Here is a 25,858-nt window from a genome sequence, read left to right on the forward strand (position 1 = left end):
GAAATAGCTTGAGCGCAAGGTGGTGGTTTTCCAGGCTAAGGTCTGGAAAACCACCACCTGCACTACCCAGGGGTAACAAAGCACCATTGAAGTACCCCCATCCTGGTGGCTATGTTACACTATACACGTTAGTTGTCCACGTACCTCTAGCAGTACTGGAGATCTCTATGGGACGATATGTGATCAGGCGCTTGCTTCAAGCGCTTCCACTCCTTTTCCTGCTCTCCATCTTTATGTTCACCCTCATCCACCTCCTGCCGGGTGGACCCGAAGAGGTGCTCTATAATCCGAACCTGGATGAAGCGGGACGCCAGGCCTTACGCGCCAGCCTGGGATTAGATGACCCGGTGCCTATCCAGTACCTTAAATGGCTGGTGAGCGCACTGCATGGCAACTTTGGCTACTCATTCTTCACCAACCAGACCGTCTCCTCCGTCATTCTCGATCACTTTCCTTCGACGTTGGAGCTCTTCTCCCTGGCTCTGCTGCTGGCGCTCATCATCGCGATCGTGTTGGGAACGCTCTCCGCGACGCGTCAGGGGAAACTGACGGATTATCTTGTGACGACGCTGACCTATGTAGGTATCTCGCTCCCTATCTTCTTGCTGGGCCTACTCATGCAGGAGGTTTTCTCACGCTGGCTTGGCTGGCTGCCCCCATCGGGGGACGTGACCGCAGGCTACACCTATGACTTTTTTAATGGTTTGCTCGACCATCTCATTCACCTCATCCTGCCCATGACCGTCCTGGCCCTGACCTTTACCGCGCGCTGGAGCCGCTATATGCGCTCAAGTATGCTTGAAGTCACACGCCAGGATTATATCCGCACCGCCCGCGCCAAGGGACTCCCCCCTATTCCGCTTCTGCGGAGGCACGCGTTGCGCAACGCGGTTATCCCACTGATTACGGTTGTCGCCATCGACTTTGGCTCGGTCGCCGGCGGCGCGGCGATTACCGAGAGCGTCTTCGCCTGGCCCGGCATGGGAAGACTCTTCCTGGACTCGGCAGAGCACCGCGATTATCCCGTCTTGCTGGCGATTCTGATACTGAGCGCGGTCTTTGTGGTTCTCTTTAATCTACTAGCGGATATCCTCTATGCCGTGATGGACCCGCGCATACGCTACGCATGAGGAGGTATTTGTATGGAGACACCCAAACAACTCGACATGACACCAGAAGACGAGCTAGAACCCCTGCTCGATGTCACGCCAGAGCTTGCGCGCAAGCGGCGTAGCCAGGCACGCATCATCTTTGATCGCTTTGTACGCAACCGCGCGGCAACTGTTGGCGCCTGCTGCCTGATCCTGCTCTTCCTCTTCTGCTTTGTGGGACCCATCATCACCGGGCACAACAACGCGACACAGCCCGCCCTGACCGATCCCTCGGCCGCGCCCTCGTGGCAATATCCCCTTGGCGCGGATGACCTAGGACGCGACCTCTTCGCGCGCGCGGCGATTGGCGGCCAGGTCTCGCTACTGGTGGGACTCTCCTCCATGCTGGCCGCGATCATTCTTGGCACCACTATTGGAGCGCTGGCTGGCTTCTATGGCGGCTGGATCGACAATGTCCTTATGCGCGTGACCGACGTCTTCCTCTCAGTCCCCACCTATCTCCTGCTGTTCGTGCTTTCGGCCTCGTTTACCAACGGATCAACGTTGAGCATTATCACGCTTATCGCGGTCTTTGGTTGGACCACGGCTGCCCGCCTGGTGCGTGGCGAGTTCCTGGCCTTGAAAGAGCGCGAATATGTGATGGCGGCGCGCACGATTGGCGCCGGTGACTTCCGCCTGATGTTTCGCCATATCTTGCCCAATGCCATCGGCCCCATTATCGTGAACGCGACCCTGCAAGTAGGCAATAACATCATCTTAGAATCGGTTCTCAGCTTCTTTGGCTTTGGCGTCAAGGTCCCCTTCCCCAGCTGGGGCACACTTATCAACGACGGACAGGGACAGCTTGATATCGATCCCAAGCTAGTGTTTATTCCCGGCATTCTAATCTTCCTGACCGTCCTGAGCTGCAACCTGGTGGGCGATGGCCTGCGCGATGCCCTCGACCCCCATATGACTGAGCGCTAGTAGCGAAAAAGGGAAGCAACCATGAGTGAGTATCTCTTAGATGTCCAGAATCTCAAGACCTATTTCAAGACGAAACAGGGCGATGTGCATGCCGTCGATGGCGTCAACTTTGGCATTCGGCCCGGCGAGAAGGTGGCCATCGTCGGCGAGAGTGGCTGCGGCAAGAGCGTCACTGCACTCTCAATCATGCGCCTGATTCCCCAACCGCCTGGAAAGTATGCCGATGGCAGCATCATCTTCGCGGACGACGACCTGCTCAGCGTGCCTGAGAGCGAGATGCGTAAGATACGCGGAGCCCAGATCAGTATGATCTTTCAGGACCCCATGACCTGCCTTAACCCAACAATGAACATTGGCAACCAGATTATCGAGGCATTGCGTATTCACCTCAAAGTCTCGCAGGGCGAGGCACGCAAGCGCGCGATTACCCTGCTGGAGCAAGTCGGCATTCCAGCAGCGGCGGAGCGCCTCAACGCCTATCCGCACCAGTTCAGCGGCGGCATGCGCCAACGCGTCATGATCGCCATCGCCCTGGCCTGCAATCCGCGCCTGCTCATCGCCGATGAGCCAACCACAGCCCTGGATGTCACCGTACAGGCCCAGATTCTGGAACTCATCAGCCAGATATGCACAGAGTTTCAGACAGCCCTGATGCTTATCACGCATGATCTGGGGGTTGTCGCGGGCATGACCGACCGCGTCATCGTCATGTACGCGGGGAAAGTCGTTGAAGAGGGGCCAACCGACGAGATTTTTGCCAATCCACGCCACCCCTATACACTTGGTCTGCTGGCCTCTGTCCCCAGGTTGGATGAAGCGCGCCAGGTAGAGTTAAAAACCATCGAGGGCGCGCCGCCTGACCTGCTGCATCCCCCACGGGCTGCCCCTTTATGCCGCGTTGCCTCTACGCCCGGCCAAAGTGTCGCGAGATGCCGCCCCTGGAGGCCATACCTGGAAACACTGCGCACCATAAGGCCTGCTGGCCCGATATCACTGATCCAAAGGAGAAGGCATACGCGGCCCGTAGACAGGAGGCACGCACTGAAGCCATGCGCCGCCTGGGTCAGGAAAGCATCGAGAAAGTTCTGCATTCAAGTTAAAGGGGAAAATCATGACAGACACAGCCGTAGGGAGTCAGACGCTCCTGGAGGTGCAGGGCCTCAAGACCTACTTTCCCCTGACCAGGGGCCTGGTCTTCCAGCGCAAGGTTGGAGATATACGTGCAGTCGACGATGTCAGTTTCAGCATTGTGCGCGGGCAAACGCTGGGCCTGGTCGGCGAAAGTGGCTCGGGGAAGACGACCATCGCCAGAACTCTGGTACGCCTCTATAAGCCAACCGCAGGCCAGATCATCTTCGATGGGCAGAACCTGGCCAGTTTAGAGGGGGAAGAGCTACGCAAGGTGCGCCAGCGCATTCAGATGATCTTTCAGGACCCCTATGCCTCGCTCAATCCACGCTTCACCATCGGCTCACTAATCGGGGAGCCAATGCACATCCACGGGGTCGCTGAGGGAAGAGATGTCCATGAGCGCGTCCTTGAACTGCTGCGCGTGGTAGGTCTGCGCCCAGAATACTATGACCGCTATCCCCATGAGTTCAGCGGTGGGCAGCGCCAACGTATCGCCGTAGCGCGCGCGCTGGCGATCAACCCCGATTTTATTATCGCTGACGAGCCAGTCTCGGCCCTGGATGTCTCGGTACGCGCCCAGGTGCTCAACCTCCTCCAAAGCCTGCAGCGCCAGTTCTCCCTGACCTATCTCTTCGTCTCGCATGACCTGAGCGTGGTCCGACACGTTGCCGACCGCATCGCCGTCATGTATCTGGGCAAGATCGTCGAGATCTCGGATAGGGATGAACTCTACGCGGCGCCTCAACATCCCTATACCCGGGCCTTGCTCTCAGCCGTGCCAATTCCCAGTCCCCAGATTGAGAAGCAGCGTAAGCGCATCATCCTCTCTGGCGACCTGCCCAGCCCGATCAATATCCCCAAGGGTTGTCGCTTCCACACACGCTGTCCCATGGCCCAGGATATCTGCCGCGAGGTAGAACCTGCCTTCGAGGCCAAAGAGGGGCGTGAGCACTACGCCGCCTGCCACTTCTCCGAGCAGGTAACCCGGCTAGGAACAAATTGAAATGAGAAGAGGTGCTTGTCAACGGCGTTGACAAGCACCTCTTCTCATTAGTGAGCCAAAGATGATCAGGGCAGGGCCGATAATCGCTGAGACGCCCGAGACGGCCTCAACCAGCGGACCAACTTTTATTCGTAAATATCACACTACGTTGAACCAGACATCACCAGAGACGTTGGTGCGCTCGACGTGGACATTCCAACAGCCAGGGGTAGGAAAGTTAAAGCCTGTGCCCCACTCAGCACCGGGACGATTCCAGCTTGACCCGCCATGCTCTTCAGGCCCCCAAACAGGACTCACACTTTTGCCATCGGGATTGTAGGCCCTCAGATGGATGTCGCCAGAGCCGGTCATACGCCAGACGATTTTGATTTCTTGCTTGGCTTTGATGGGCAGACCATTGGTGGGGAAGAGCAAGGCCCAGAGCTCAGCGTTTGGTGTGGCCCCTCGTACTTCAGGAAGTTTTGTTGAGATAGGCGAAGGAGGCTGGCACTTCGTTGGAAGCGTAAAGGGGAGCAAACTGGCCTGGTGGGGCGTTGGTGTAGCAGTCGGAATCGCGTTAGAAGGGGTTGGAGTCGCCATCGCGGAGGAGGTATTACCTGCCGAGCAAGCCAGGAGGCAAAGCATGAGCAGGGCCAGAGTGAGACCATGGATGAGAAACTTGCGGTAATAGAGCATAGATAGGTTCTCCACTTTCTATAAAACACAACATCTAGTACAGGTATAATATGGGGAACTGAAATGGAACTGAAAAGAGGGCCAGATAGGTATAGCGAATACATCGGAGTATTTATAAAGCAGGCTGAACGGCCTCCAGAATGCGTTAGGTAGGCAAGATAGCGGTTCATATGGTACGCTGCATAGAGCTGTGTAATTTCTTCTTTGCCTTTTCGCTCACCTGGAGAGAAAGAGCAGAAAAGGTATTCCTCAAGAACGCATAAAAATGGCAGGTCGGTGAATACAAATGTATGATCTTTGTATCAGGAATGCTCGTATTGTCGATGGCACAGGCTTTCCAGCCTTTCCAGGTGATATCGGCATCGTCGGTGAGCGTATCGTCGCGCTTGGTTCTCAGCTTGTTTCGGAGGCGCATCACGTACTTGACGCCGGAGGTCAGGTCGTCGCACCTGGCTTTATTGATGCACACACGCATGATGACCTGGCGGTGCTGAGAGAGGGTGTGGTCCCGATGAAGGTCCAGCAGGGCGTCACCACCGTTATAACCGGCAATTGTGGCTTCAGCCTGGCTCCTCTGGCTCCCACGCACACGGACGCAGTGAAAAACTATTCGGCCCCTGTGCTGGGGGAGGACACGCGCCCATGGAACTGGCATACAACGAAGGCTTTATTTGAGACGTTGCGCAGCGTGGCGCTGGGGCAGCATATACGTCCCCTGTTTGGACATAACCCTGTGCGTGTGGCGGTCATGGGCTTTGAGCCGCGTGATGCTACGGAGCAGGAGATGACCACGCAGGAAGGGTTGGTGAGAGAAGCGATGGAAGCGGGCGCGGCCGGGATGTCCCTGGGCTTGATGTATGTGCCCGGCATGTATACACCCACATCTGAGCTTATACGGCTTGCGTCTGTAGTAGGCCGTTATGGTGGCGTAGTGACCTCACATATGCGTGGCGAAGGGGACCAACTTCTAAGCTCCCTTACAGAGATGCTCACCATCGCTGAGCGCGCAGAGGTCGCGGTGCATATCAGCCACCTGAAGGTGACCGGGCGCAATAACTGGGGCAGTATTCAGCAGGCATTGAATCTTATTTCGGATGCCCGTACACGCGGCCTGGATGTGACCATCGATGTCTATCCATACAATGCAGGATCGACGCTAGGCACGCAACTTCTCCCTCCCTGGTTGCAAGAAGGCGGCCTTGCAACGATGCTCAAACGACTACGCGAGCCAGAGACGCGGCGCCAGGTCTGTCGTGATTTCGCGCATGGTATTGAGGGCTGGGAGAACCAGGTTGGCGCGAACGGCTGGGATCGTGTGTTTGTCTCAACGGTACGCCAGGAGCGTTTGCGGTCGCTTGAGGGCTTGAACATGGTCGAAGTGGCTGAGACCCTGGGTATGGCGCCGGAAGAGGCCTTCTTTCACCTGATCGTAGAAGAGCAGGGACAGATGACCATTCTCATCTTCCATATGGATGAACGTGATGTAGACGAGGTGGTGCGAGCGCCCTTCTCGATGATTGGCTCGGATGGTTTGCCTCTTCGCTCGGGACGTCCTCACCCCAGACTGTATGGCACCTTTCCCCGTTTTTTTAAGCGCTACGTCCGCGAGACGCGGAGCCTGGCGTTGGAAGAGGCTGTGCGCAAGGTGACAGCTCTACCCGCGGAGCGTTTTCGTCTTGCGGATCGCGGTATGATTGCAGTGGGCAAGATCGCCGATCTCGTGATCTTTGATCCCGAAACCATTAGTGATCTCGCTACCTATGAGCAGCCCCGTGTGTATCCTGAGGGGATTTCGGCCGTTATTGTCTCAGGTCAGATAGTTGTGCGAGAAAAGCAACTCACGCCGCACCGACCTGGACAGTTGATAGCACCAGCTCATGGAGAAACATACGTCGTGGAATAGTATCAGGAAGGAGAAGTGGATGTCGATGATTGGTCACTCTATCACAGAGGTAGATACACCAGCTTTGCTTGTCGACCTTGCGCGATTAGAGAAGAATATCCACCGCTATGCCGATAGCGCCGCGAAGGCCGGGGTACGTTTGCGACCCCATATCAAGACGCATAAAACGTTAGAAATCGCAAAGATGCAACTACAGGCGGGGGCGGGAGGAATTACCGCGGCCAAATTAAGCGAGGCAGAAGTCTTCGCCGAGGCAGGCATCGAGGATATCTTTGTCGCATACCCCATCATAGGACCCGAAAAAGCGCGGCACGCGGCGCGACTGGCTCAACATTGTCGCCTGATTGTGGGCGTCGAGAGCGAGAAAGGGATAAAACAACTCTCTGAGGCCGCCAGCCAGATTGGTTCCACGCTCCTGGTACGCGTAGAGATCGACTCAGGCCTGGGTCGCACGGGAGTGGGGCAGGAGGCCGCAGGAAAGCTGTGTCGTCAGGTGCTGGACGCTCCAGGTTTGAGCCTGGATGGCATTTTTACATTTCGCGGAGCCTCTTTCCCCGAGGCGTCCAGTAGAGACCCACAGGTCTTAGGCCGTATGGAGGGAGAGATGATGGTTGCGATCGCTGAACGGCTGCGTCATGCTGGTATCCCGATTCAAGAGATCAGTGTGGGTTCAACACCGACTGCGTCATCAGCCGCCGAGGTACCAGGCATAACCGAGGTACGTCCGGGAACCTACGTCTTTTTTGATCGTATGACCACGCAAGTGGGAACGAGCGCACCAGATGAGCTCGCGCTCTCCATTCTAGCAACAGTGGTTAGCCGTCCTGCACCCGACCTGGCGATCATCGATGCCGGGTCGAAAACCTTTTGTGGCGATGTCATCCCCGCCAATGTAGGCTTGGAGGGATATGGTGCCACAATAGACGGTCAGAACGGGGTGGTGATTCGTATGAACGAGGAGCATGGTACAGTACGCCTTGCTCCAGGTTTTAGCCCTGAAATTGGCGACAAACTACTGTTTTTCCCAAATCACGTTTGTACGACGGTCAATCTGTCGGATGAAATCCTTGTGACACAGGGAGGGGTTGTCAAGGCTATTTGGCGCGTTGCGGCACGTGGGCGAAGGCAGTAACAAAAACACTGGTTTCCACTCTCCCCTGAAAAGAAAGCAACATGTAAGGGTACCCTTTGAAGATACCGTCTTACTTGCCGGATTATCTCTATTTATAGCAAGAACTAGGAAAGGAAGCATACGATGTCTTTTGAAGAACGAGTAAAAGAATTAGGTTTCACCATGCCGGAACTACCCAAGCCAGCCTTTAGCTATGTTCCCGCCGTTCAGGTGGGCAAGCTCGTTTTTGCCTCTGGTCAGACACCGACTGTGGCGGGGAAGTTGACAATACAAGGTAAATTGGGGCGCGAGGTCTCGATTGAGCAGGGACAGGAGGCAGCCCGCCTGGCGGTGCTCAACTGCCTGGCCGAGGTACGTGGCCTGATGGGTTCGCTGGATGCTATAGTGCGCATTGTCAAGCTGAATGGGTATGTCGCCTCGGCGGAGGGTTTTACGGAACAGCCACGCGTCATCAACGGTGCCTCTACCCTTCTTGAAGAAATCTTTGGGGAGACGGGAAAACATGCTCGTGCCGCTCTTGGCGTCGCGGAGCTGCCTGCTGGCGCCCCGGTCGAAGTGGAAATGGTCGTCGAGGTCCGCTAATACTGGCGGGTTGGGCGCTCTATTTGGAGACCATGCCAAGTCACCTTCTGGTTCGCCGATGCCCTCAGTTGTCTCTTCGGACAGTCACTAATATCCAACATGTTCTCCACGCCTTGTAGCAGATCAGTAACCTCAATATGAAAAATCACCTTTGAGAGGAAGGATTCGCCAGCAGTATCACTTTTGGTGATACTGCTGGCGAATCCTTCCTACTGTATCAGGAAGACATCGTAAAAAGCCCGTCTGGATTTCAATCACACTGAAAGCCCTGGGCTCTTCAGCATACTGCTGATTTACTTTCCCCCATTGTGGTCCCAATCTCACTCTATACCGCAAGCGGTACAAATGTGAGTACGCACGCTAGGCAATGGTGGCTTGTGAAGTGTGGCGGGAGCACAATCACCGGGATGGCATGCAGTCACGATAAATCACACACCAGGGATAGAAATGTTATAATGCAAGCAGAGTATGTATTTGGAGCAGAGGCCGTTATCCTGGCAATTATGGGGAGAACTCGGTTGTAAATGTCAGCGACCCCACCGGTAAACCGGGGGGCTTGTGGGAGACGACCCTGAGTGGTCTTGGCTGCAAGCCCCGATGCTGACCAGCCCCCGGTGTGCGAGCACACCGGAGCCGTTCAGAAGGAGCGCGAAAAAACAGACCCTGGAGTGGCTTTTCCAGCTCCCGGCTCTTTAATTGCTCAGTTAAACAGGTTGATGGGGTGTCCAAAGCCAGTGCTGAGCAAAGATCGCCGCTTCTGACACCAGGGCGAGGAAACCATTACCGTTGGTGTGTGCTGGACAGCCAGGCGCACGCCAACGCGATGCCTCATTACGAGGCCCCCGCAAGGAGAGAACAGGAAGAAACCCATGTCGCGTGTATTGATTGTGGATGCAGAGCGCAGGCCGCTCATGCCCTGCACTCCTGCCCGCGCCCGTCTTCTGCTCAAGGCGGGCAAGGCAGCAATCTTGCGCCGTTTTCCCTTTGTGCTGATTTTGCGCGAGGCGAGGCCGGAGGCAGTGGTGGAGCCGCTGCGCGTCAAACTCGATCCTGGGTCCAAAACCAGCGGGATTGCCGTGCTCCAGGAACAGTCAGGTGAGGTGATGTGGGCGGCGGAGCTGACTCATCGAAGCCCGCAGATCCGCGAGGCGCTCGCGAAGCGGCGTGCTGTGCGCCGATCTCGACGCAGCCGCCATACCCGCTACCGTGCGGCACGCTTTGCCAATCGGAGGCGGCCCAAAGGGTGGCTCGCGCCCTCGCTTGAGAGCCGCGTGCTTCACCTGCTGACCTGGGTCAAGCGCCTGTCCCGCTGGTGTCCGGTTGGCGCGCTCTCCTTGGAACTCGTGCGCTTTGATCTGGCGTTGCTGCAGAACCCTTCCATTGAGGGGGTCGAATACCAACGCGGAACCTTGTGCGGAACGGAAGTACGCCAGTATCTGCTCGCCAAATGGCAGCATCGATGCACGTATTGCCAGGCGAGCGAGGTGCCATTGGAAATCGACCATGTGTCTCCCCGTTCGAAAGGTGGATCGCATCGCATCGCAAATCTCGTCATCGCGTGTCGGCCCTGCAACCAAGCCAAAGGCGATCACCCCCTTGAGTCCTTTCTGGCAAACCGGCCAGACGTGCTCGCTCGGGTGCAGGCGCAGCGTCGCGCCCCACTGCGTGATGCAGCGGCGGTCAACAGCACGCGGTGGCAGCTGTATGAGCGCCTCAAGGCTCTTGATTTGCCGGTCGAGACAGGCTCTGGCGGTCTGACCAAGTGGAACCGACAAAGCCGAAACCTTCCGAAGACCCACTGGATCGACGCCGCATGCACAGGGCGATCAACGCCAGAACGCCTCCAGATCCGGCATGTTCGTCCCTGGCTGATTCAGGCACAGGGGCGGCAGGCTCGTCGTATGGTCAATGTGGATAAATGGGGGTTCCCGCGAGGAAAAGCCAAAGGACCCAGCTGCGTCTCCGGATTTAGGACAGGCGATCTGGTCCGTGCGGTGGTCACGAAAGGCAAGAAGATTGGCACCTATGTCGGACGTGTGGCGATCAAGTCGGACGGGTACTTTAAACTGACAGGGCGTCCGTTCGGCATGGTCGAGGGAATTCATGCACGATATTGTCGGCCGGTCCATCGCAACGATGGCTACGCTTACGCGCAAGGAGAGGCGGCACTTCCTCCCCAGGCGTGAATGCCTGTCTCTTATACACAAATATGCGATCTGGAGAAAGAACACGGAAACGATGCGCTGCACATGCCCCGTTTTTTCCTACACGAGAGGTGACACACGTTCGCTGAAAAAGTCGCTTGTCTCGCCAAGCTGAAAGCACATCATTGTGTATCAAGGGGCGTTTTTTCAACACCTTTCCCTCGCATCATGCTGAGGATCTTCTGCAAACGTTCATATTTGTGTATAAGTGACAGGCGTGAATGCCGGGGCTTCCGTGCCGCCCTTTGGTGAAAAATAAATGCGGAGGAAAACTGAAAAGAATTTAGACAAACAACATTATCTCCCTTCGATGCAATACGCCTTTGGTGCCATACTCTCTGCACAACTATGTTCTGAAAAGCAATCGTCAATGCCGCGATTGAATTAAGAGCCAAGTTGCACACGAAATATTTGTAGGAGAATGTTATGCTATTATCTATTCCCTCATTCGCAAAAAATCATGCAGTATTTTCTCTTGCGCTACTGGATTTCCTTCTACTCTTGCTGCTCGGCATCCCTGGATACATCATCACATCGCATTCCTATGCTTCCCATACGGTCTTTGTTGCTCACAAGGACAAGCCACTTACACTCACGGCGGCGCAGGGCACAAACGTTCTGCTGGGTTTTCAGATCGATGGCAGTTTAAACAATTACTGGGCAAGCCCCAATGGTCTGACACTCACTCTTGATGGAGTAAATCAGCCATTGATGGTTGTGGAGCCAAAAGAGAGGGATTGGAATGATAGTATCCATACCACACTCTCAGATCCCGGCAATTCCCTAGACGTGGTTGGCGCGCTCACCATTCCCTCTTCCATTAGTGACTCCCAGCATACCCTCAAAGGCACCCTTAGTGGTAGCATCGACTATCCCGCCCCTGGGAGAGATCCCAATTCCAGCGATTCTTCAGGTCCACTTTTTGCTTTCCACAATAAAACCATGGATGTAAATGTACCTGTCCAGATTCAACTGGAGTCCCAGGGAAGCTTCCTCTGGGCAAGCGGATATCTTCCATTCCAGATCTTTTACTGGGCAGATATCGCTCTTTGCTCTGGGCTAATCCTGCTCGCAATTGTTGCCCTGATGCGGGCCCTCGCTGCGCGCTCGCGAACTAGCACACAACGTCCCACAGCCGGGACGGCATCGCGTATGAAGGAAGCAATTCAGATGGTACTTGGTGCTATCGTCATTTCAGCCATTGGCTTCTTTATTTTCTTTCTCATCATTGAGAATTTGGGTGAAAAGAGCGATCTTCTCCATCCCATTCCAGGGGAAATCAGCACCGGGAATCTTCTGCTTCCCCTCCTGATAACCATTGCCTGCGTAGTGGGTCTAGTGGCAGTATTAGCTCAACCAGACAAAAAGGTGAAGACCTCATAATATAGATACCACTTTGCCGGTCACTGTAAATGTCATGTACCCCTGCATCGAATGCGGGGGTACATGACATTGAACTATGTTCTCTGGATACTAGGTCTACTCATGATCTATTCTTGGGAGAGTGCCGGAAAGGGGAGAGAGAAAGAGGGTTTCTCATTCCATCTGTTCTCCTCATTGATAGCCCCGCTCTCGTTTGAAGTCTCCTTCTTGCCCCCCTCGTTGAATGGGCCACACCAGAAGGTTCCGGCTTGTCCCTGTCGTTTGATCCGTCCACCTTGCCCGATGTTCTTCTTAGTTCTGGCAGAACCATGAGAATGAGCAGCAGTGTGAGCACCATCCCGAGAACGATCAGGCTCGCTAGACCTGATGAGGTATGTGTGAGAAGGATCGTTGACGCCGAGATGATAATGCTCGCAGCATCTTGTTTTTCTCAAATTCAGGAAAGTTTCCCTTATTTGAGTCATTGTCCGCTTGCAAATTTTGGTGATTATGCTGTTTTTTTCGTTTTTGGTGGGAAACATGCTTGACTTTATGGTGCAGATTAGGTATCCTTCGATTCGAGGGGTTGTATATTTCCATTTATGAGTGAAAAGTTTCCTCGTGGTATGGATGAAATTCAAGGAAAATAGCTAGATGGTGTCTGAACCGGACAAACAATTATTTGATTTATCACCACAGCCAAGGCAGAACGTTACCTTGCGTGATGTTGCAGATGCCGCTGGCGTGACATTAGGGACAGCCTCTAAAGCAATAAATGGGAGGGGGAAATTAAGCCCGGAAACGCGAGAACGTGTGCGTTCTGAAGCCAGGCGCCTGGGTTTTCGTTTTTTTAGCCTCCAAGAGGATGTTCCAGCAAGTCATGGTGTCATGGTTGGCGTATTAACAACCGACAACTATGGACGTTTTAGTCTTCCCCTCTTGATGGGGATTGAAGATGCCTTTGGGACACATCCGGTTTCAGCGATGCTCTGTAATTCACGTGATCAGAGTCGCGAGCAACAGCATTTGCAGCATTTACTGGCGCGCAAAGTTGATGGGATCGTGGTATCTGCCCGGCGTGAAGATTCGCGCCCGCCAATAAACATAGGGAGGACAGCAATACCTGTTGTCTATGCGTTTACCTATGTCGAAGACCCCAACGCTTTGTGCGTCTTACCCGATGATGCTCAAGGCGCGAGACTAGCAACTGAACATCTTGTAAATCTGGGACGGCGTCAGCTTGCCCATATTACAGGTCCCAGTTATTTTGAAGCGGTCCGTTTACGCGAAGGAGCCATGCGCCAGGTGCTTGCTGAGCATGATATTGCGCTGCCCCACAATCGTGTCCTATCGGGCCCCTGGCAGGAAAGCTGGGGATATACCGCAACGAATTTTCTCTTTGATCAAGATCCTTCGATTGACGCGCTTTTTTGTGGTAGTGACCAGTTGGCAAGAGGAGCTATGGAGGCATTACAAGCGCGCGGTCTACGTGTTCCAACCGATGTTTCCGTCGTAGGTTTTGACAATTGGGAACCCATGGCATGTGCAACTCGACCGCCGTTGACAACTGTAGATATGAACCTTGCACAGGTGGGACGTTATGTGGGTGAAAGCTTGCTAGCGTTATTTGCTGGTGAGCAACGCTCTGGTATTGTGCGTCTTCCCTGTAGCTTGATTTTACGCGGTTCAAGTGATCCCTCACAACCGGGGTAGTGAGCAAGAATGGAGGTAATCAGCACAGGAAGGAGTTCATGGAGACATTTTTCGTTGTATGATCAGTTGATTGGCAACGAATTTCGTATGGAAGTGGTCAGACGTTCTCTCGTTATGGTTGGTTGGTCTGAATGATGACAATGTTCCTCGATGGAAGAGGATGATGTATCTCTGAGAGAGTTTCAGTATTTTCATCATTTATAAGGAGGTCATAGATGACCCACAAACAACAAGAACCCTGGAAAGACATGATGACCGAAGTTCGTACCGGACAAATGAGCCGTCGAGCTTTTATTGTAAAAACGGCGGCCCTGGGTATCAGCACGAGCGCCGCAATTACGCTTCTTGAGGCATGTGGCGGCGCTGGTGGTAATGCCAGTTCCGGGCCCGTGACATTGACCATCTGGGATTATTTCAACCCTCCTGGTGCTGGATATCTACAGCTCCTGGCCGATTACCCCAAAGTCAAGCCAAATGTGAAGCTTCAGCACACAGCCATCCCTTTCGCTGACCTCAAACAGAAAATTATTCAGGGTGCAGCCGCCCGCCAGCTTCCTGACATCTTGGTTATTGATAACCCGGATCACCAGGCATTTTCTTCCATGGGTATTCTGGCAGATTTAACCTCACAAATCTCCTCGTGGGGGCAGGGAAAAGAATATATTACCGGTCCCTGGACATCAACAACCTGGAAAAATAAAAACTACGGCATTCCAAATAATAGTAATTGCCTGGCGCTCTATTATAACGCGGATATGCTGAAGAAGGCCGGTGTCAACCCGCCTACAAATTGGGATGAACTGCATGATGCGGCGAAGAAGTTGACCACCAAGGGTGTCTATGGGCTATCGATGTCTCTGGTACAAAGTGAAGAGGGAGCCTTCCAGTTCTTGCCATTTCTGTGGGAAGCAGGAGCGGACCTGAACTCGCTGGATAGTCCTGAGGCCACGACCGCCTTACAATACCTGGTCGATCTGACCAAAGAGAGACTGCTCTCAATGGATGCGTTGAACTGGACACAGCAGGACGCGATGACGCAGTGGACCGCTGGCAAATCCGCATTTTGTATTAATGGCCCCTGGAACCTTCCTGCTGCTCGCTCGAATGCCAAGTTTAACTGGGACGTTGTTCCTCTGCCACAAGGCAAGCAAGCAGCATCTATTCTGGGTGGTGAGAACTGGGCTATCACCGCAACCAGCCAGCACCAGGCCGAAGCATGGGAATTTATCAAGTGGACACAGGAACTGTCTGTTCTCAAGAAGTGCCTGCTGGGCAACGGAACACTACCGAGTCGTTTAGATCTGGGCAAGGACGCCGCATTCATCCAGGATCCCAAACAAGCTGTATTTGTCAATGCGCTTACGACAGCTAAGCCGCGCGCGTATGGACCAAACTATCCAAAAATCTCGAATTACGTGCAGCAAGCGTTTCAGGCAGCAATTAGTGGACAGAAGTCCGCCTCAGCAGCTCTTCAAGTGGCCAGTCAAGCTGTAAAGCCTTTACTACCGTCCTAGTGGTCATGCTTTGTAGAAGGAAGAGTAGACGTATTTCTCTTCGCAAGAGGAGAGTACGTTTACTCATTCTCCTGGGCCTTGCAGGTCACAGTAAGGAGGAAGTTTCCTGTGTCTACACTTGTCAATACCCCTCCGCAAGAGGCAAAGACAGTGACTCAGCGTTCAGTGAGGCGGCGGAGAATAAGCAAAACGCTGGGCCCTTATCTCTTCTTATTACCAGCGACCCTGTTCCTACTTCTCTTTCTGGTGTATCCGGTTATCACCATGGTTATCTATAGCTTTGAGCAGGTGAACGTTGGTAGCCTATTGACTGGTATTACGCCATTTGTTGGCCTGGATAATTATCATACAGTGATCTCTGACCCAAATTTTCGCGATTCTCTGGTCGTCTCACTGATCTTTACCATTGCCTCACTGGTTTTTCAATATATTATCGGCTTCGCGATGGCGTTGTTATTTAATCGGCGTATCCCCCTGGTTGGCGTGATGCGTGGTTCAGTGATGATTGCCTGGATGTTGCCGGTAATTGTAAGTGCCACGATCTTCAAATGGATGTTGCAGAGTGACTCGGGTATTGTGAACTACGTCTTGCAAAGTTTGCATGTGGTCTCCTCACCTATTGACTGGCTTACGAACCCGAAATTGGCCCTATGGGCCGTGATCATTGCGAATATCTGGATTGGTATTCCCTTTAACATGTCGTTGCTTTTAGCTGGTTTGCAGGGAATTTCGGCGACCCTGTATGAGGCGGCGGTTGTTGATGGCGCAAATGGGTGGGGGCGTTTCTTGCATATTACGCTGCCATTGATGCGTTCAACCAGCTTGACAGTTTTGATGCTCGGGTTCATCTATACCTTGAATGTATTTGACCTGATTTATGTCATTACTGGCGGCGGCCCGGTCAATGCGACTGAAGCAATGCCATTGTATGCCTATCGTATTGCCTTCGGCCAGTTTGATCTTGGTTCAGGAGCGGCTGTTGCTACGTTGATGTTCCTGCTATTACTGGGCGTAAGCGCTATCTATCTGTTCCTGCTGAGACGAGAGGAGATTGCTTGATGATGACTACACAAAAAGCTTATCGTGCTGCGAATAAACCTCCTCTCAATCGCAAATCCTGGAATACAATTATGCTGACAGTGTTAGGGATTTTCTTTACGGTCGTAATGATCTTCCCTTTATACTGGGTCATTGTCAGTTCACTCAAAAATACGACAGAGCTGTTCAGCACACCACCGACGTTTTTTCCCCACCAGGTTGATTGGAGCCCTTATATCTCCAACTTTATCCAGAACACAGATATATGGCGCTATATGGGCAATAGTCTTCAGATTGCGCTTGGCACAATGCTATTGAGTTTGGTGCTAGGAGCACCAATGGCCTATGGATTGGCCCGGCTCCCAGTAAAGGGAAAACAGGGGATGTTACTGGCCTTTCTGGTTGTACAGATGTTTCCCAGTATCATGCTAGCTCTCCCGTTGTTTGTGATCTTTTCGCAAATCGGCCTGGTGAACTCTATTCCGGCGGTAATCCTGGCAGTCACGACGCGTACCCTACCGTTTGCAACGCTCGTGATGCGTCCCTATTTTTTAAGCCTGCCGCGTGATCTGGAAGATGCAGCCTTTATTGATGGGTGTAGTTTATGGGGGGCATTCTACCGAATAATTATGCCGCTCTCGCGACCTGGCATATTGACGGTTGGTGCTCTCACCTTTTTGATGGGCTGGAGCGACTTTCTTTTCCCGCTGACATTGATCTCTGATGATAACAAGCGCCCTTTAACATTGGGCATTTATAAGTTTATCGGAGAATATGGAGTACGCTGGAATGATCTGATGGCGGTTTCGGTCGTTGCGGCATTGCCAATTATCCTGGTTTTTATCTTCGGACAGCGTTATATTACCTCTGGTCTGGTAGCTGGCGCGGTGAAAGAGTAATGGGATAGGGAAAAGCTGACCTGTATACAACACAAGCCCCCTGTGCTGGTACGATACGTATTGTGAAAGGAATAGGCTATGACATCATCTTCTCCAACATCAACTCAGCAAGCAGATGCAAGGCGGGGTTCCAATGCTGTCGCGCATACAACGGTAACGATTGAGGATACATTCTGGGCACCACGTTTGCAGAGAGTGCGTGAAAACACCTTGCCAATGATGTATGAGCAAATGAAGCTGAATAACTATTTTGATTCAGAGAAGCGGGGTTGGAAGAGGGGAATGCATCCCATCCCCTATGTTTTCTGGGAGACAGATATTACAAAGTGGGTTGAGGCAGCGAGTTTAAGTCTGGCGACCCATCCAGATGCTCAACTGGATACGTTGCTTGATACGACTATTGAGTTTATACGCTCTATCCAACAGCCAGATGGCTACCTCAACATCTGGTTTACAGAAGTCGAGCCGGAGAAGCGCTGGTCAAATATGCGGGACCTGCATGAGCTCTATTGTGCGGGACACCTGATAGAGGCTGGCGTAGCTCATTTCCAGGGAACGGGTAAGCGCTCATTACTGGATATTGTGAGTCGTTACGCTGATTACCTTGATAGGACCTTCGGGCTTGAAGAAGGCAAGAAGCGGGGATACAGCGGGCATCCAGAGATCGAACTGGCATTAGTCAAACTCTATCGTGTTACCGGAGAGAAGCGGTACCTGAATTTGAGCCAGTACTTTGTTGATGAGCGTGGCAAACAGCCGCATTATTTTGATGAAGAAGCACGTTTGCGCGGGGATGATCCGCGCGATTTTTGGGCGCAGACGTATGAATACAATCAATCGCATATGCCGATACGAGAGCAGAGAGAGGTTGTTGGACATGCTGTGCGTGCAATGTATCTCTATAGTGCTATCGCTGACCTGGTCAAGGAGAGGTACGATGAGTCGTTATTTCAGACAGGTGAGCGTCTCTGGCATCATCTTGTGAGCAAGCGGCTCTATATCACCGGAGGTATAGGTTCGACAGAGAAGAACGAGGGTTTCACGGAAGATTACGACCTGCCGAATCTGACTGCATATGCCGAATCTTGCGCCTCAATTGGTCTGGCCATGTGGAACCACCGCTTGCTCCAACTGGATGCGGATAGCCGCTATGCTGATCTGCTTGAACGAGCATTATACAACGGGATGCTAAGTGGTATTTCGCTTGATGGGAGCAAATATTTTTATGTTAATCCCCTGGAGAGCAAAGGTGATCATCACCGTGTAGGATGGTTCAAGTGTGCCTGTTGTCCACCAAATATAGCACGTACATTAATGTCGTTGGGTCAATATGTCTATACGGTGAGCGATACAGACATTTTTACGCATTTATATATTCAAGGAACAGGTGAGCTTTCCGTTGGTGGGCACAACGTGAAAGTGAAGCAGGAAACGAAGTATCCCTGGGATGGTGCGATCAGCCTGGAGATGACCCTTGATGAGCCTGCTGATTTTGGCCTGAACTTGCGTATTCCTGGTTGGTGTCAGGCTGCACAACTTTCTCTCAATGGTGAAGCTATTGTGCTTGATAACCATTTGCAAAAGGGGTATGTACGAATTGAGCGCCGCTGGCAGAGTGGTGATCAGATAGTACTTAATATGGCGATGCCGGTGATGCAAGTCTATGCACATCCAGATGTACGTGAGAATAGTAATCGAGTCGCCTTGCAACGCGGTCCCCTGATATATTGTCTGGAAGGTGCGGATAATGCAGTGCCGCTACATCATATCCGTCTACCTGAAACGGCTACACTGGAGAGCCACTTTGAGCCTGAGCTTTTAGGTGGGATCACCGTTATTGAGGGTCCGGCGACCGTTGTAGAGAGCGAGGATTGGTCGGAGACATTGTATAAAACGGCCCCTCCACAATCTCATGCGCATACGCTCACTGCTATTCCCTATTATGTCTGGGATCATCGCCAGGCTGGTGAGATGTGCGTCTGGATCTCCACAAAATAACCTGGAGATCGGTAATTCTATTCAATTCTGTAACAACAGAGAAGAATCGCTAGATAGAGATTCTTCTCTGTTGTTTTTGGTAAATGACAGGCGGAACCTTGGCTCTGGCACACCTTCGAACCGTCATGCTCCCAGGCGCACCACCGTTGTTGTAGAGCAATTTGCAATTCCCCTCCACGTATGATGATAGAGCAGTCTCAGCAGCTCTAAAGGAAAGGCACGTGAGATTGAACCGAAACCGCCTGCGCCTCTACCCGGGCGCCAGTACCAGATCCAGCGCGTCCTGAATGGATGTACCCACATGGAAGACCCTGGCCGAGTCTTCCATGTCGCACCACCACTCCAACCGCCCCACTTCTCATTGCCTTTCCATCTTTTTTTCCTTATAGATCATCAGCATCTCTCGTTTTTATAAATAAGGTGACAATACCAAATTATGGATGATACCGCACTTATACACCTTGACAACGCCTCTCGCTCTTTTTATACTCAAAAGTAATGATCATAATTGATTTTTGACCATTACTTTCAAAGGAGGCAAAGGCAATATGAGAATCGGTAGACAATGGCAGCGGTCGCATACCAGTACCTGGAAAAGTACTACAATAGTGAGTCTTGGTATGCTGCTCCTGCTCCTCACCGCCTGCGGACCCACAGTCGCCACGGGAAGTCAAACAGGCGGCAAAGGCTCCACAACCATCAAAGTAGCCACTGATTTCCCGGTGTCGGGACAGGATACCCCCAATGGCAAGCCCGCGCAGGATGGGGCAGAGATGGCAGTCCAGGAAGCAAATGCGCAGCATCTGATCCCTGGATATAACATCGTCTTTGTTCCCAAAGACGACGTTGGAGCTCAGGGAACCTTTGATCCTGATATGGGGAAGAATAATGTTACTGCGCTGATTAATGATGCCCTCGTGGCAGGCATAGTAGGACCATTTAATAGTTCAGTAGCACAGGCGGAGATGCCCATTGCCAACCAAGCCCCCATTACCTTAATTAGCCCTTCCAACACCAATACCTGTCTGACACAACGCGGACCCACGGTTAACTGCACCGGGGCACAGGATAAGGTGCCCATACTGCGCCCAACTGGAAAGGTAACCTATTTCCGCATCGCGACGACGGACGATCACCAGGGATCAGTCCTGGCGGATTACCTGTACCAGAAAAGAAACTATAGGAAAGTCTACGTTATAGACGATACGACGGTCTATGGTGTTGGACTGGCAAACATCTTTAGCAACGAGTGGCAAAAACTGGGAGGGCAACTCGTAGGGAACCGCGAAAGCAAGCAGAAGAGCAATGACTATGGTGGCACCATTGCTAATATTAAAAGCGCTAAACCCGACCTGGTATTCTACGGCGGCACCGATAGTCAGGGTGGTACCCAGTTACGCCAACAACTACTCAACGACTCCGGAACCGCTAGCCTGGCCTTTGGTGGTGGCGATGGCATCGAAAACCCGGTCTTCGCCCAGGTCGTCGGCTCAACGGGTGGTCCAACCTTCGCCACCATCGCCAAGGTGAATGAAACCGTACTCCCCTCGGCGAAAGACTTTATCACACGCTATAATCGCATATATGGCGAGAGCGATTATGGAGCATATAGCGCCGCTGGCTACGACTGCATGAATATCCTGCTGCAAGCGATCAAACGAGCCCTCGCCGACGGTGCTCAAACACCTAAAGACTCCAATGATGCCGCCGGCAGCAAATCTTTCCGTGAGGCCGTCATCGCAGCGATGCAAAAAACAGATTATAACGGCGTTACCGGGCACCACAACTTCACCGAAAACGGCGATACGACCAATAAGGTCATCTCCGTCTGGCAAGTTGCTAATGTCAACGGCAAAGATACCTGGAAGTTCGTAGACCAGGTGGCCGCCAAGTAACCCAACCTTCTCCTTACCCCATCCTGGAAGGCTTCTGGGCATCGCGATAAAAAAATGCCCGGAAGCCTTTTGCCTCCCATCTCGATATGTAACCGTTGCTAAAATCTAGAACTATCTTGAACAAGGCCCAACTATCCACACAATCGAAGGAAAACAGCTTTGGGCTGTGACGATTGAAGGAAGGCAGAAGCCACCCAGCCAGGATAGTAACAGATCTTTCCCCGCAAGGTGCGGGCGGGTGTCTCTCCCGTCGGCGGCAACAGCAACGCCGAACCCATTCCGGTATACGAAACGGGCTTGACCCTGGGGTCAGAGATGGAGCAAGACCTCGCCTTGCCTACATGTTTCATGTGAGCCAGATATGCCACGCCCAGTCTCGCAATGTTGACCGACGCACAATAATCCCGATCACCGTTATACTGACAGGCATCACAAGCCATCCACCGCCCCCACTTCACCGCTTCACGACGATCACTGGGGGAACGATACGTTTTTGCCGTGATCCCGCAGCGGGGGCAGGTATGACTGGTTCCTCGTGGTTGCGCCGTACGGAACCGCACGCCCAGAAGATGACATTTATAGCGAAGGATCCTCCAGATGTCCCCGCGGACGGTCGAGTTATTGCGATAGTGGCGCCAGCGCCCCCGGACACCTTTCCCTCGCCCGGTGGTTTTGAGGGTTTTCAACGATTCCATCGAGAGCAGCGAGCAGCCATGGATCTGACACAACAGCAGCAAGACGTTACTTGCCAGATGCGCCACCGCTCGATTGCGCCGCTCATATTTGCCCCAACAGCGCTCGATCTCGCGCCGAGAGAGTTCAAGGCGCTCCTGGTACCAGGCGCGTTTGGGATGGGCTTCTGGCAAGGCATCTCGTTCCTGCTCAAGGGCCGCGACCTTCTTCTTGAGTTCATCAATCTGGCGCCGCGTGCGGGCTTGTTTGCCATCAAAGCCGCCAGTGTCCAGGAAGAATGGCCTGCCAACTTGCTCACTGTGTTCAGTGATGGCAGTCGCCGTCAAGAGGGTATGCACACCCCAGTCCACGCCTAAGACGCATTCAACCTGTTCCCAGGTGGGCAAGGCTGTTTTTTCGACCTCGATGATGAAGTCGAGCACGGCAAAGCGCTCACCATCGGCTCGGCGCTCTTCGCGCAGCGTGGGAGCCATGAGCTTCCCGTCGGAAAGACGCTCTTTGAGGCAAGCAGGGAACGCAATGAGGGTCTCCTCTTTGCGCCAGCGCCACACCCCCATCTCGTCAGGGGAGCGGAAGCGAAACCGGGTCACCCCTGCATCTGCGTCAAGAGCCAGCCGATAGGCCTGGCCTTTGGCCCCACCATCGTCTCCTGCATAGGTCAGCAGACCAACGTGTAACAAGGGGATGGGTTGCAATTCTTCATAGGAAGTGGGGAAACGATCATGCTGCAAGAAAAAATTGCAGGCTTGCTCGACCACATTTTGCAGGGTGACAAAGCTGGTTTCATCCTCATCGAGGCTCTGCTGCAAGGCCGTAATGGCTTCTTTGATGGCTGGACGGTTTTTGCCTGCTGGGCACCCCTCCGTTTTGGGGCGGATGAAACCATCGGAGAGAATGGGGGCGACGAGGGTAAAGACTTTTTTGCGCTCGGCCTGCGCCCGCAGCAAGCGGCCGACGACCTCGCTCTCGCAGCGCCATTGACGATCACCATGCGGCAACGGGCTTGCGATGTACTTGCCAACCTGCTTCCAGGCAGGCCCTTCACGCTCACCCCCAAACGCGTCGAGGCAGGGCCAGAGGATCGTGAGGGCAGCATTGACAACGGCCTTACTTGCGTCAAGGAGGCGAAGCGCATCTGCCTGGGCTTCGTCAGGCAACCGCACGTCATAGGTAAGGGGCTGGTGGGTACGGTTGGTACGCATCGTTCCTCCTCCTCTTACGAACATTTGTCCTCATGAGGAGAAGTATAACAGGAAAAGCATGTACTTGCAACTGTTTTGGACTTCTTTGAAGCAGCTATAGGTAGTTGCAGAAGTACATGCCAATTATAGCTTTTTGACAACTGTCTAAACCCCTATTGTCAACTTGACACCCGAACCTGCCGGAAACCTGACAGAAGATGGCAGGTATATTGTTTTAGACTAAAGAGGATCGCGATACTCCTCACCCCCATAGAATGGAACGGCCCCTGAGCTGAGGTAGGCCAATCACTATGTTTCCTGAAAAATCGCAAGAAAGGAGAAGTTTTGCCTCTCCACCTCTGCTATACTGATTGTCTGTGCGGAAAGAGCGGAAACGTCAGAGCGAAGGATTGCTGGCATCAAGGCTCAAACACCTCCTGGTTGCAAGCTACGGCTGTCACTATTCTAGCAATATAAGAGGGAGCTTCTATGATTATGTCTCAAGAATATATTGAAATTCGTGGTGCACGCGAGAACAACCTCCAAGAGGTCTCGTTACGGCTACCCAAGCGCAAAATCATCATCTTTACCGGCGTATCTGGTTCAGGAAAATCATCCGTGGTATTTGACACCATTGCTCAAGAAGCACAACGACTCTTATTTGAGAATTTCAGTATGTTCATTCGCAACTTTCTGCCGCGCTACCCCCTCCCGGACACCGATGCGATTGAGAATCTGAGCATGGCCGTAATTGTGGACCAGAAACGCCTGGGTGGTGGATCGCACTCGACAGTAGGAACGGTCACCGATATTGCGCCTGTGCTACGCCTGCTCTTTTCGCGCATCGGTACACCACACGTGGGCTACACCAATGCGTTTTCCTTCAACGACCCTCAAGGGATGTGTCTGGAGTGTAATGGTCTTGGCCGCAAGATAGGGATAGACCCAGAGGCACTTGTCGACATGACCAGGTCATTGAATGAGGGGGCTGTCATCGCTCCGGGATTGGCTGGCTGGGAACGCGATCTTTATATTCGCTCTGGCTTATTTGACAATGACAAGCAACTGGCCGACTACACTCCTGAGGAAATGGACCTGTTGCTCAACAGCGAACCGCGAAAATACAAGCTGGCCATTGGTAACAAAGAGATGAATGCGACCTACGAGGGCTTACTCTTCAAATTTAATCGTAAATTCATCACCAGGGATATTCAAACCCTCTCCGAGCGCACCCGCCAACAGGTCGAGCCTCTCTTGAGACTCGGTCCCTGCCCGCTTTGCAAGGGCACGCGACTCAATCAAGCGGCGCTCAGTTGCAAGATCAATGGGTATACCATCGCCGAACTGTCAGCGATGGAGGTTGGTGAGCTGGTAGGGGTGATACAGACCATTGAAGAGCCAGCGGCAACCCCTGTCATCCGCACGCTGACGGAGCGGTTGCAACACCTGGTGGATATTGGTCTGGAGTATCTGAGCCTGGATCGCCCAACTGATACTCTCTCGGGCGGTGAATCACAGCGTGTGAAGATGGTCAAGCACCTCAACGGGAGCCTGGTAGATGTCATGTATATTTTTGATGAACCCAGTGTCGGCTTACACCCGCGCGATGTTCACCGCTTGAACGAGCAACTGGAGAACTTACGAGATAAGGGTAATACAGTGATCGTGGTAGAGCATGACCCCGATGTCATGAAAATCGCGGATTACCTTGTGGATATGGGACCGCGCGCTGGGAGCGAAGGAGGTCAGGTAGTGTATGAGGGCGACTTTGCAGGCCTGCTCAAAGCAGACACTCTCACTGGCAACCATTTGCAGTTTCAAAGGCCGCTCAAGGAGACGTTCCGGCAGTCCCGTGGAACCTTGCCGATTGTCCATGCCAGAGCGAATAATCTGAAGGATGTCAGTGTAGACATTCCCGCTGGCGTCTTGACGGTCGTCACTGGCGTGGCTGGTTCGGGCAAGAGTTCGTTGATCAATGAGGCATTCCTCCGCCAGCATCCGGAGGCCGTGGTGATTGACCAGTCGCCAGTAGGCATCTCTAGCCGTTCTAACCCGGCTACCTATACCGGCATCATGGATGATATACGCAAAGCCTTTGCGGCGGTCAACCGCGTCGACGCTGGTCTGTTCAGTTTCAACTCGAAGGGGGCCTGCTCCAATTGCAAAGGACTTGGCGTTACCTACAATGATCTGGGCTTTCTTGAAGGGGTCAAACTTCCTTGCGAGGTGTGTGGCGGGAAGCGCTTTAAGGACGAAGTGCTGGTCTACACCTTCAATGGGAAAACCATTACAGATGTCCTGAGCATGACCATCCAGCAGGCGCTCGCGTTTTTCACAATCAAAGATGTGCAGTCAAAGCTCCAGGCGATGAGCGATGTTGGATTGGACTATCTGACCCTCGGCCAGCCCTTGAGCACCCTCTCTGGCGGCGAATGCCAGCGCTTGAAGTTGGCCAGCGAACTCCATAAGCGAGGCAGTATCTACGTTATGGATGAGCCAACAACCGGCCTGCACTTATCGGATATTGGGCACCTGCTTACCATTATGAACCGGCTGGTCGATGGTGGCAATACCGTGATTGTGATTGAACACCATCTGGATGTGATTCGCAACGCCGATTGGATCATTGACATGGGTCCTGAGGGTGGCAATAAGGGAGGCTCAGTTATCTATGAGGGTACGCCACGAGATTTGCTCAATGCGACGCATTCGCTGACAAGCCACTACTTGCGCTAGATAGAAGGAAGCTTTGGCGATCAGGTCAGTATCATACTACCGGTTGAAGAGTTTGAAGGTGAGATGGCGGCAATGACCGGGGCTTTCTCGCCGCGGCTTTTGTAAGTGCGCGCTTATGCAA

Annotated in this window: 18 protein-coding genes and 1 pseudogene; 16 read left to right on the forward strand and 3 right to left on the reverse strand. The window is 53.1% G+C overall.

Going from position 1 to position 25,858, the window contains the following annotated elements; genetic code table 11:
- The first annotated feature begins 167 nt into the window (after window positions 1-167).
- From KTE_RS07435 to KTE_RS07450, 4 genes and pseudogenes are all read left to right on the forward strand, one after another.
- Entirely contained in the window at window positions 168-1,130 is a 963-nt protein-coding gene (locus KTE_RS07435) for an ABC transporter permease (RefSeq protein WP_201379939.1), read from the forward strand.
- Window positions 1,131-1,142: 12 nt separating this feature from the next.
- Window positions 1,143-2,078, forward strand: a complete 936-nt coding sequence (locus tag KTE_RS07440) for an ABC transporter permease (RefSeq protein ID WP_201371246.1) — start codon at window positions 1,143-1,145, stop codon at window positions 2,076-2,078.
- A gap of 21 nt (window positions 2,079-2,099) precedes the next feature.
- A pseudogene (locus KTE_RS07445) lies at window positions 2,100-3,178 on the forward strand (ABC transporter ATP-binding protein).
- Between the two features lie 11 nt (window positions 3,179-3,189).
- Entirely contained in the window at window positions 3,190-4,212 is a 1,023-nt protein-coding gene (locus KTE_RS07450; RefSeq protein ID WP_201379941.1) for an ABC transporter ATP-binding protein, read from the forward strand.
- A 138-nt stretch (window positions 4,213-4,350) separates the two neighbouring features.
- Here KTE_RS07450 and KTE_RS07455 read toward each other — a convergent pair whose 3' ends face one another.
- Window positions 4,351-4,887, reverse strand: coding sequence for a hypothetical protein (locus KTE_RS07455; protein ID WP_201379942.1), 537 nt, complete (start codon window positions 4,885-4,887; stop codon window positions 4,351-4,353).
- A gap of 286 nt (window positions 4,888-5,173) precedes the next feature.
- Here KTE_RS07455 and KTE_RS07460 point away from each other — a divergent pair, with 286 nt between their 5' ends.
- From KTE_RS07460 to KTE_RS07470, 3 genes are all read left to right on the forward strand, one after another.
- A complete protein-coding gene (locus KTE_RS07460; RefSeq protein ID WP_201379943.1) occupies window positions 5,174-6,790 on the forward strand; it encodes an amidohydrolase family protein in 1,617 nt (538 codons plus the stop codon).
- A gap of 19 nt (window positions 6,791-6,809) precedes the next feature.
- Window positions 6,810-7,922: an alanine racemase gene (locus tag KTE_RS07465; RefSeq protein WP_201379944.1), complete on the forward strand. Its 1,113-nt coding sequence runs from the start codon at window positions 6,810-6,812 to the stop codon at window positions 7,920-7,922.
- A 123-nt stretch (window positions 7,923-8,045) separates the two neighbouring features.
- A complete protein-coding gene (locus tag KTE_RS07470) occupies window positions 8,046-8,504 on the forward strand; it encodes a RidA family protein (protein ID WP_201379945.1) in 459 nt (152 codons plus the stop codon).
- A 700-nt stretch (window positions 8,505-9,204) separates the two neighbouring features.
- Here KTE_RS07470 and KTE_RS48800 read toward each other — a convergent pair.
- Window positions 9,205-9,336, reverse strand: coding sequence for a hypothetical protein (locus tag KTE_RS48800; RefSeq protein WP_255552843.1), 132 nt, complete (start codon window positions 9,334-9,336; stop codon window positions 9,205-9,207).
- A 37-nt stretch (window positions 9,337-9,373) separates the two neighbouring features.
- Here KTE_RS48800 and iscB point away from each other — a divergent pair, with 37 nt between their 5' ends.
- The 8 genes from iscB (at window position 9,374) to KTE_RS07510 (ending at window position 21,127) form a co-directional block, all read left to right on the forward strand.
- Window positions 9,374-10,690, forward strand: coding sequence for an RNA-guided endonuclease IscB (iscB, locus tag KTE_RS07475; RefSeq protein WP_201379946.1), 1,317 nt, complete (start codon window positions 9,374-9,376; stop codon window positions 10,688-10,690).
- 444 nt (window positions 10,691-11,134) lie between these two features.
- Window positions 11,135-12,091, forward strand: a complete 957-nt coding sequence (locus KTE_RS07480) for a hypothetical protein (protein ID WP_201379947.1) — start codon at window positions 11,135-11,137, stop codon at window positions 12,089-12,091.
- A gap of 633 nt (window positions 12,092-12,724) precedes the next feature.
- Window positions 12,725-13,783, forward strand: a complete 1,059-nt coding sequence (locus KTE_RS07485) for a LacI family DNA-binding transcriptional regulator (RefSeq protein ID WP_201379949.1) — start codon at window positions 12,725-12,727, stop codon at window positions 13,781-13,783.
- Window positions 13,784-13,998: 215 nt separating this feature from the next.
- On the forward strand, window positions 13,999-15,297 hold the full coding sequence (locus KTE_RS07490) for a sugar ABC transporter substrate-binding protein (RefSeq protein WP_201379950.1): 1,299 nt from the start codon (window positions 13,999-14,001) through the stop codon (window positions 15,295-15,297).
- A gap of 108 nt (window positions 15,298-15,405) precedes the next feature.
- Complete coding sequence (locus tag KTE_RS07495) at window positions 15,406-16,356, forward strand: carbohydrate ABC transporter permease (protein ID WP_201379951.1); 951 nt, start codon at window positions 15,406-15,408, stop codon at window positions 16,354-16,356.
- Window positions 16,356-17,234, forward strand: a complete 879-nt coding sequence (locus KTE_RS07500) for a carbohydrate ABC transporter permease (RefSeq protein ID WP_201371235.1) — start codon at window positions 16,356-16,358, stop codon at window positions 17,232-17,234. The genes KTE_RS07495 and KTE_RS07500 overlap by 1 nt, the downstream gene beginning before the upstream one ends.
- 78 nt (window positions 17,235-17,312) lie before the next feature.
- Complete coding sequence (locus KTE_RS07505) at window positions 17,313-19,232, forward strand: glycoside hydrolase family 127 protein (RefSeq protein WP_201379952.1); 1,920 nt, start codon at window positions 17,313-17,315, stop codon at window positions 19,230-19,232.
- Between the two features lie 548 nt (window positions 19,233-19,780).
- Window positions 19,781-21,127: a branched-chain amino acid ABC transporter substrate-binding protein gene (locus KTE_RS07510; RefSeq protein WP_201379953.1), complete on the forward strand. Its 1,347-nt coding sequence runs from the start codon at window positions 19,781-19,783 to the stop codon at window positions 21,125-21,127.
- A 131-nt stretch (window positions 21,128-21,258) separates the two neighbouring features.
- Here KTE_RS07510 and KTE_RS07515 read toward each other — a convergent pair whose 3' ends face one another.
- Window positions 21,259-23,022 carry a zinc ribbon domain-containing protein gene (locus tag KTE_RS07515; protein WP_201379954.1) on the reverse strand — a complete coding sequence of 588 codons (1,764 nt, stop codon included), beginning with the start codon at window positions 23,020-23,022 and terminating at the stop codon, window positions 21,259-21,261.
- Window positions 23,023-23,496: 474 nt separating this feature from the next.
- Here KTE_RS07515 and KTE_RS07520 point away from each other — a divergent pair, with 474 nt between their 5' ends.
- Window positions 23,497-25,737 carry an excinuclease ABC subunit UvrA gene (locus KTE_RS07520; protein ID WP_201379955.1) on the forward strand — a complete coding sequence of 747 codons (2,241 nt, stop codon included), beginning with the start codon at window positions 23,497-23,499 and terminating at the stop codon, window positions 25,735-25,737.
- Window positions 25,738-25,858: the final 121 nt, after the last annotated feature.

The sequence above is a fragment of the Ktedonobacter sp. SOSP1-85 genome (genome assembly GCF_016587415.1).
In the GTDB taxonomy this organism is placed as follows: Bacteria; Chloroflexota; Ktedonobacteria; order Ktedonobacterales; family Ktedonobacteraceae; genus Ktedonobacter.

Excerpts from the sequence above, each read along its gene's own strand:
- KTE_RS07480 (WP_201379947.1), top strand. The coding sequence starts at position 11,135 with ATGCTATTATCTATTCCCTCATTCGCAAAAAATCATGCAGTATTTTCT.
- KTE_RS07505 (WP_201379952.1), top strand. The coding sequence starts at position 17,313 with ATGACATCATCTTCTCCAACATCAACTCAGCAAGCAGATGCAAGGCGG.
- KTE_RS07500 (WP_201371235.1), top strand. The coding sequence starts at position 16,356 with ATGATGACTACACAAAAAGCTTATCGTGCTGCGAATAAACCTCCTCTC.
- KTE_RS07440 (WP_201371246.1), top strand. The coding sequence starts at position 1,143 with ATGGAGACACCCAAACAACTCGACATGACACCAGAAGACGAGCTAGAA.
- KTE_RS07450 (WP_201379941.1), top strand. The coding sequence starts at position 3,190 with ATGACAGACACAGCCGTAGGGAGTCAGACGCTCCTGGAGGTGCAGGGC.
- KTE_RS07460 (WP_201379943.1), top strand. The coding sequence starts at position 5,174 with ATGTATGATCTTTGTATCAGGAATGCTCGTATTGTCGATGGCACAGGC.
- KTE_RS07455 (WP_201379942.1), bottom strand. The coding sequence starts at position 4,887 with ATGCTCTATTACCGCAAGTTTCTCATCCATGGTCTCACTCTGGCCCTG.
- KTE_RS07520 (WP_201379955.1), top strand. The coding sequence starts at position 23,497 with ATGTCTCAAGAATATATTGAAATTCGTGGTGCACGCGAGAACAACCTC.
- KTE_RS07470 (WP_201379945.1), top strand. The coding sequence starts at position 8,046 with ATGTCTTTTGAAGAACGAGTAAAAGAATTAGGTTTCACCATGCCGGAA.
- KTE_RS07490 (WP_201379950.1), top strand. The coding sequence starts at position 13,999 with ATGACCCACAAACAACAAGAACCCTGGAAAGACATGATGACCGAAGTT.
- KTE_RS07485 (WP_201379949.1), top strand. The coding sequence starts at position 12,725 with ATGGTGTCTGAACCGGACAAACAATTATTTGATTTATCACCACAGCCA.
- KTE_RS07435 (WP_201379939.1), top strand. The coding sequence starts at position 168 with ATGGGACGATATGTGATCAGGCGCTTGCTTCAAGCGCTTCCACTCCTT.
- KTE_RS07510 (WP_201379953.1), top strand. The coding sequence starts at position 19,781 with ATGAGAATCGGTAGACAATGGCAGCGGTCGCATACCAGTACCTGGAAA.
- KTE_RS48800 (WP_255552843.1), bottom strand. The coding sequence starts at position 9,336 with ATGAGGCATCGCGTTGGCGTGCGCCTGGCTGTCCAGCACACACCAACG.
- KTE_RS07465 (WP_201379944.1), top strand. The coding sequence starts at position 6,810 with ATGTCGATGATTGGTCACTCTATCACAGAGGTAGATACACCAGCTTTG.
- KTE_RS07515 (WP_201379954.1), bottom strand. The coding sequence starts at position 23,022 with ATGCGTACCAACCGTACCCACCAGCCCCTTACCTATGACGTGCGGTTG.
- iscB (WP_201379946.1), top strand. The coding sequence starts at position 9,374 with ATGTCGCGTGTATTGATTGTGGATGCAGAGCGCAGGCCGCTCATGCCC.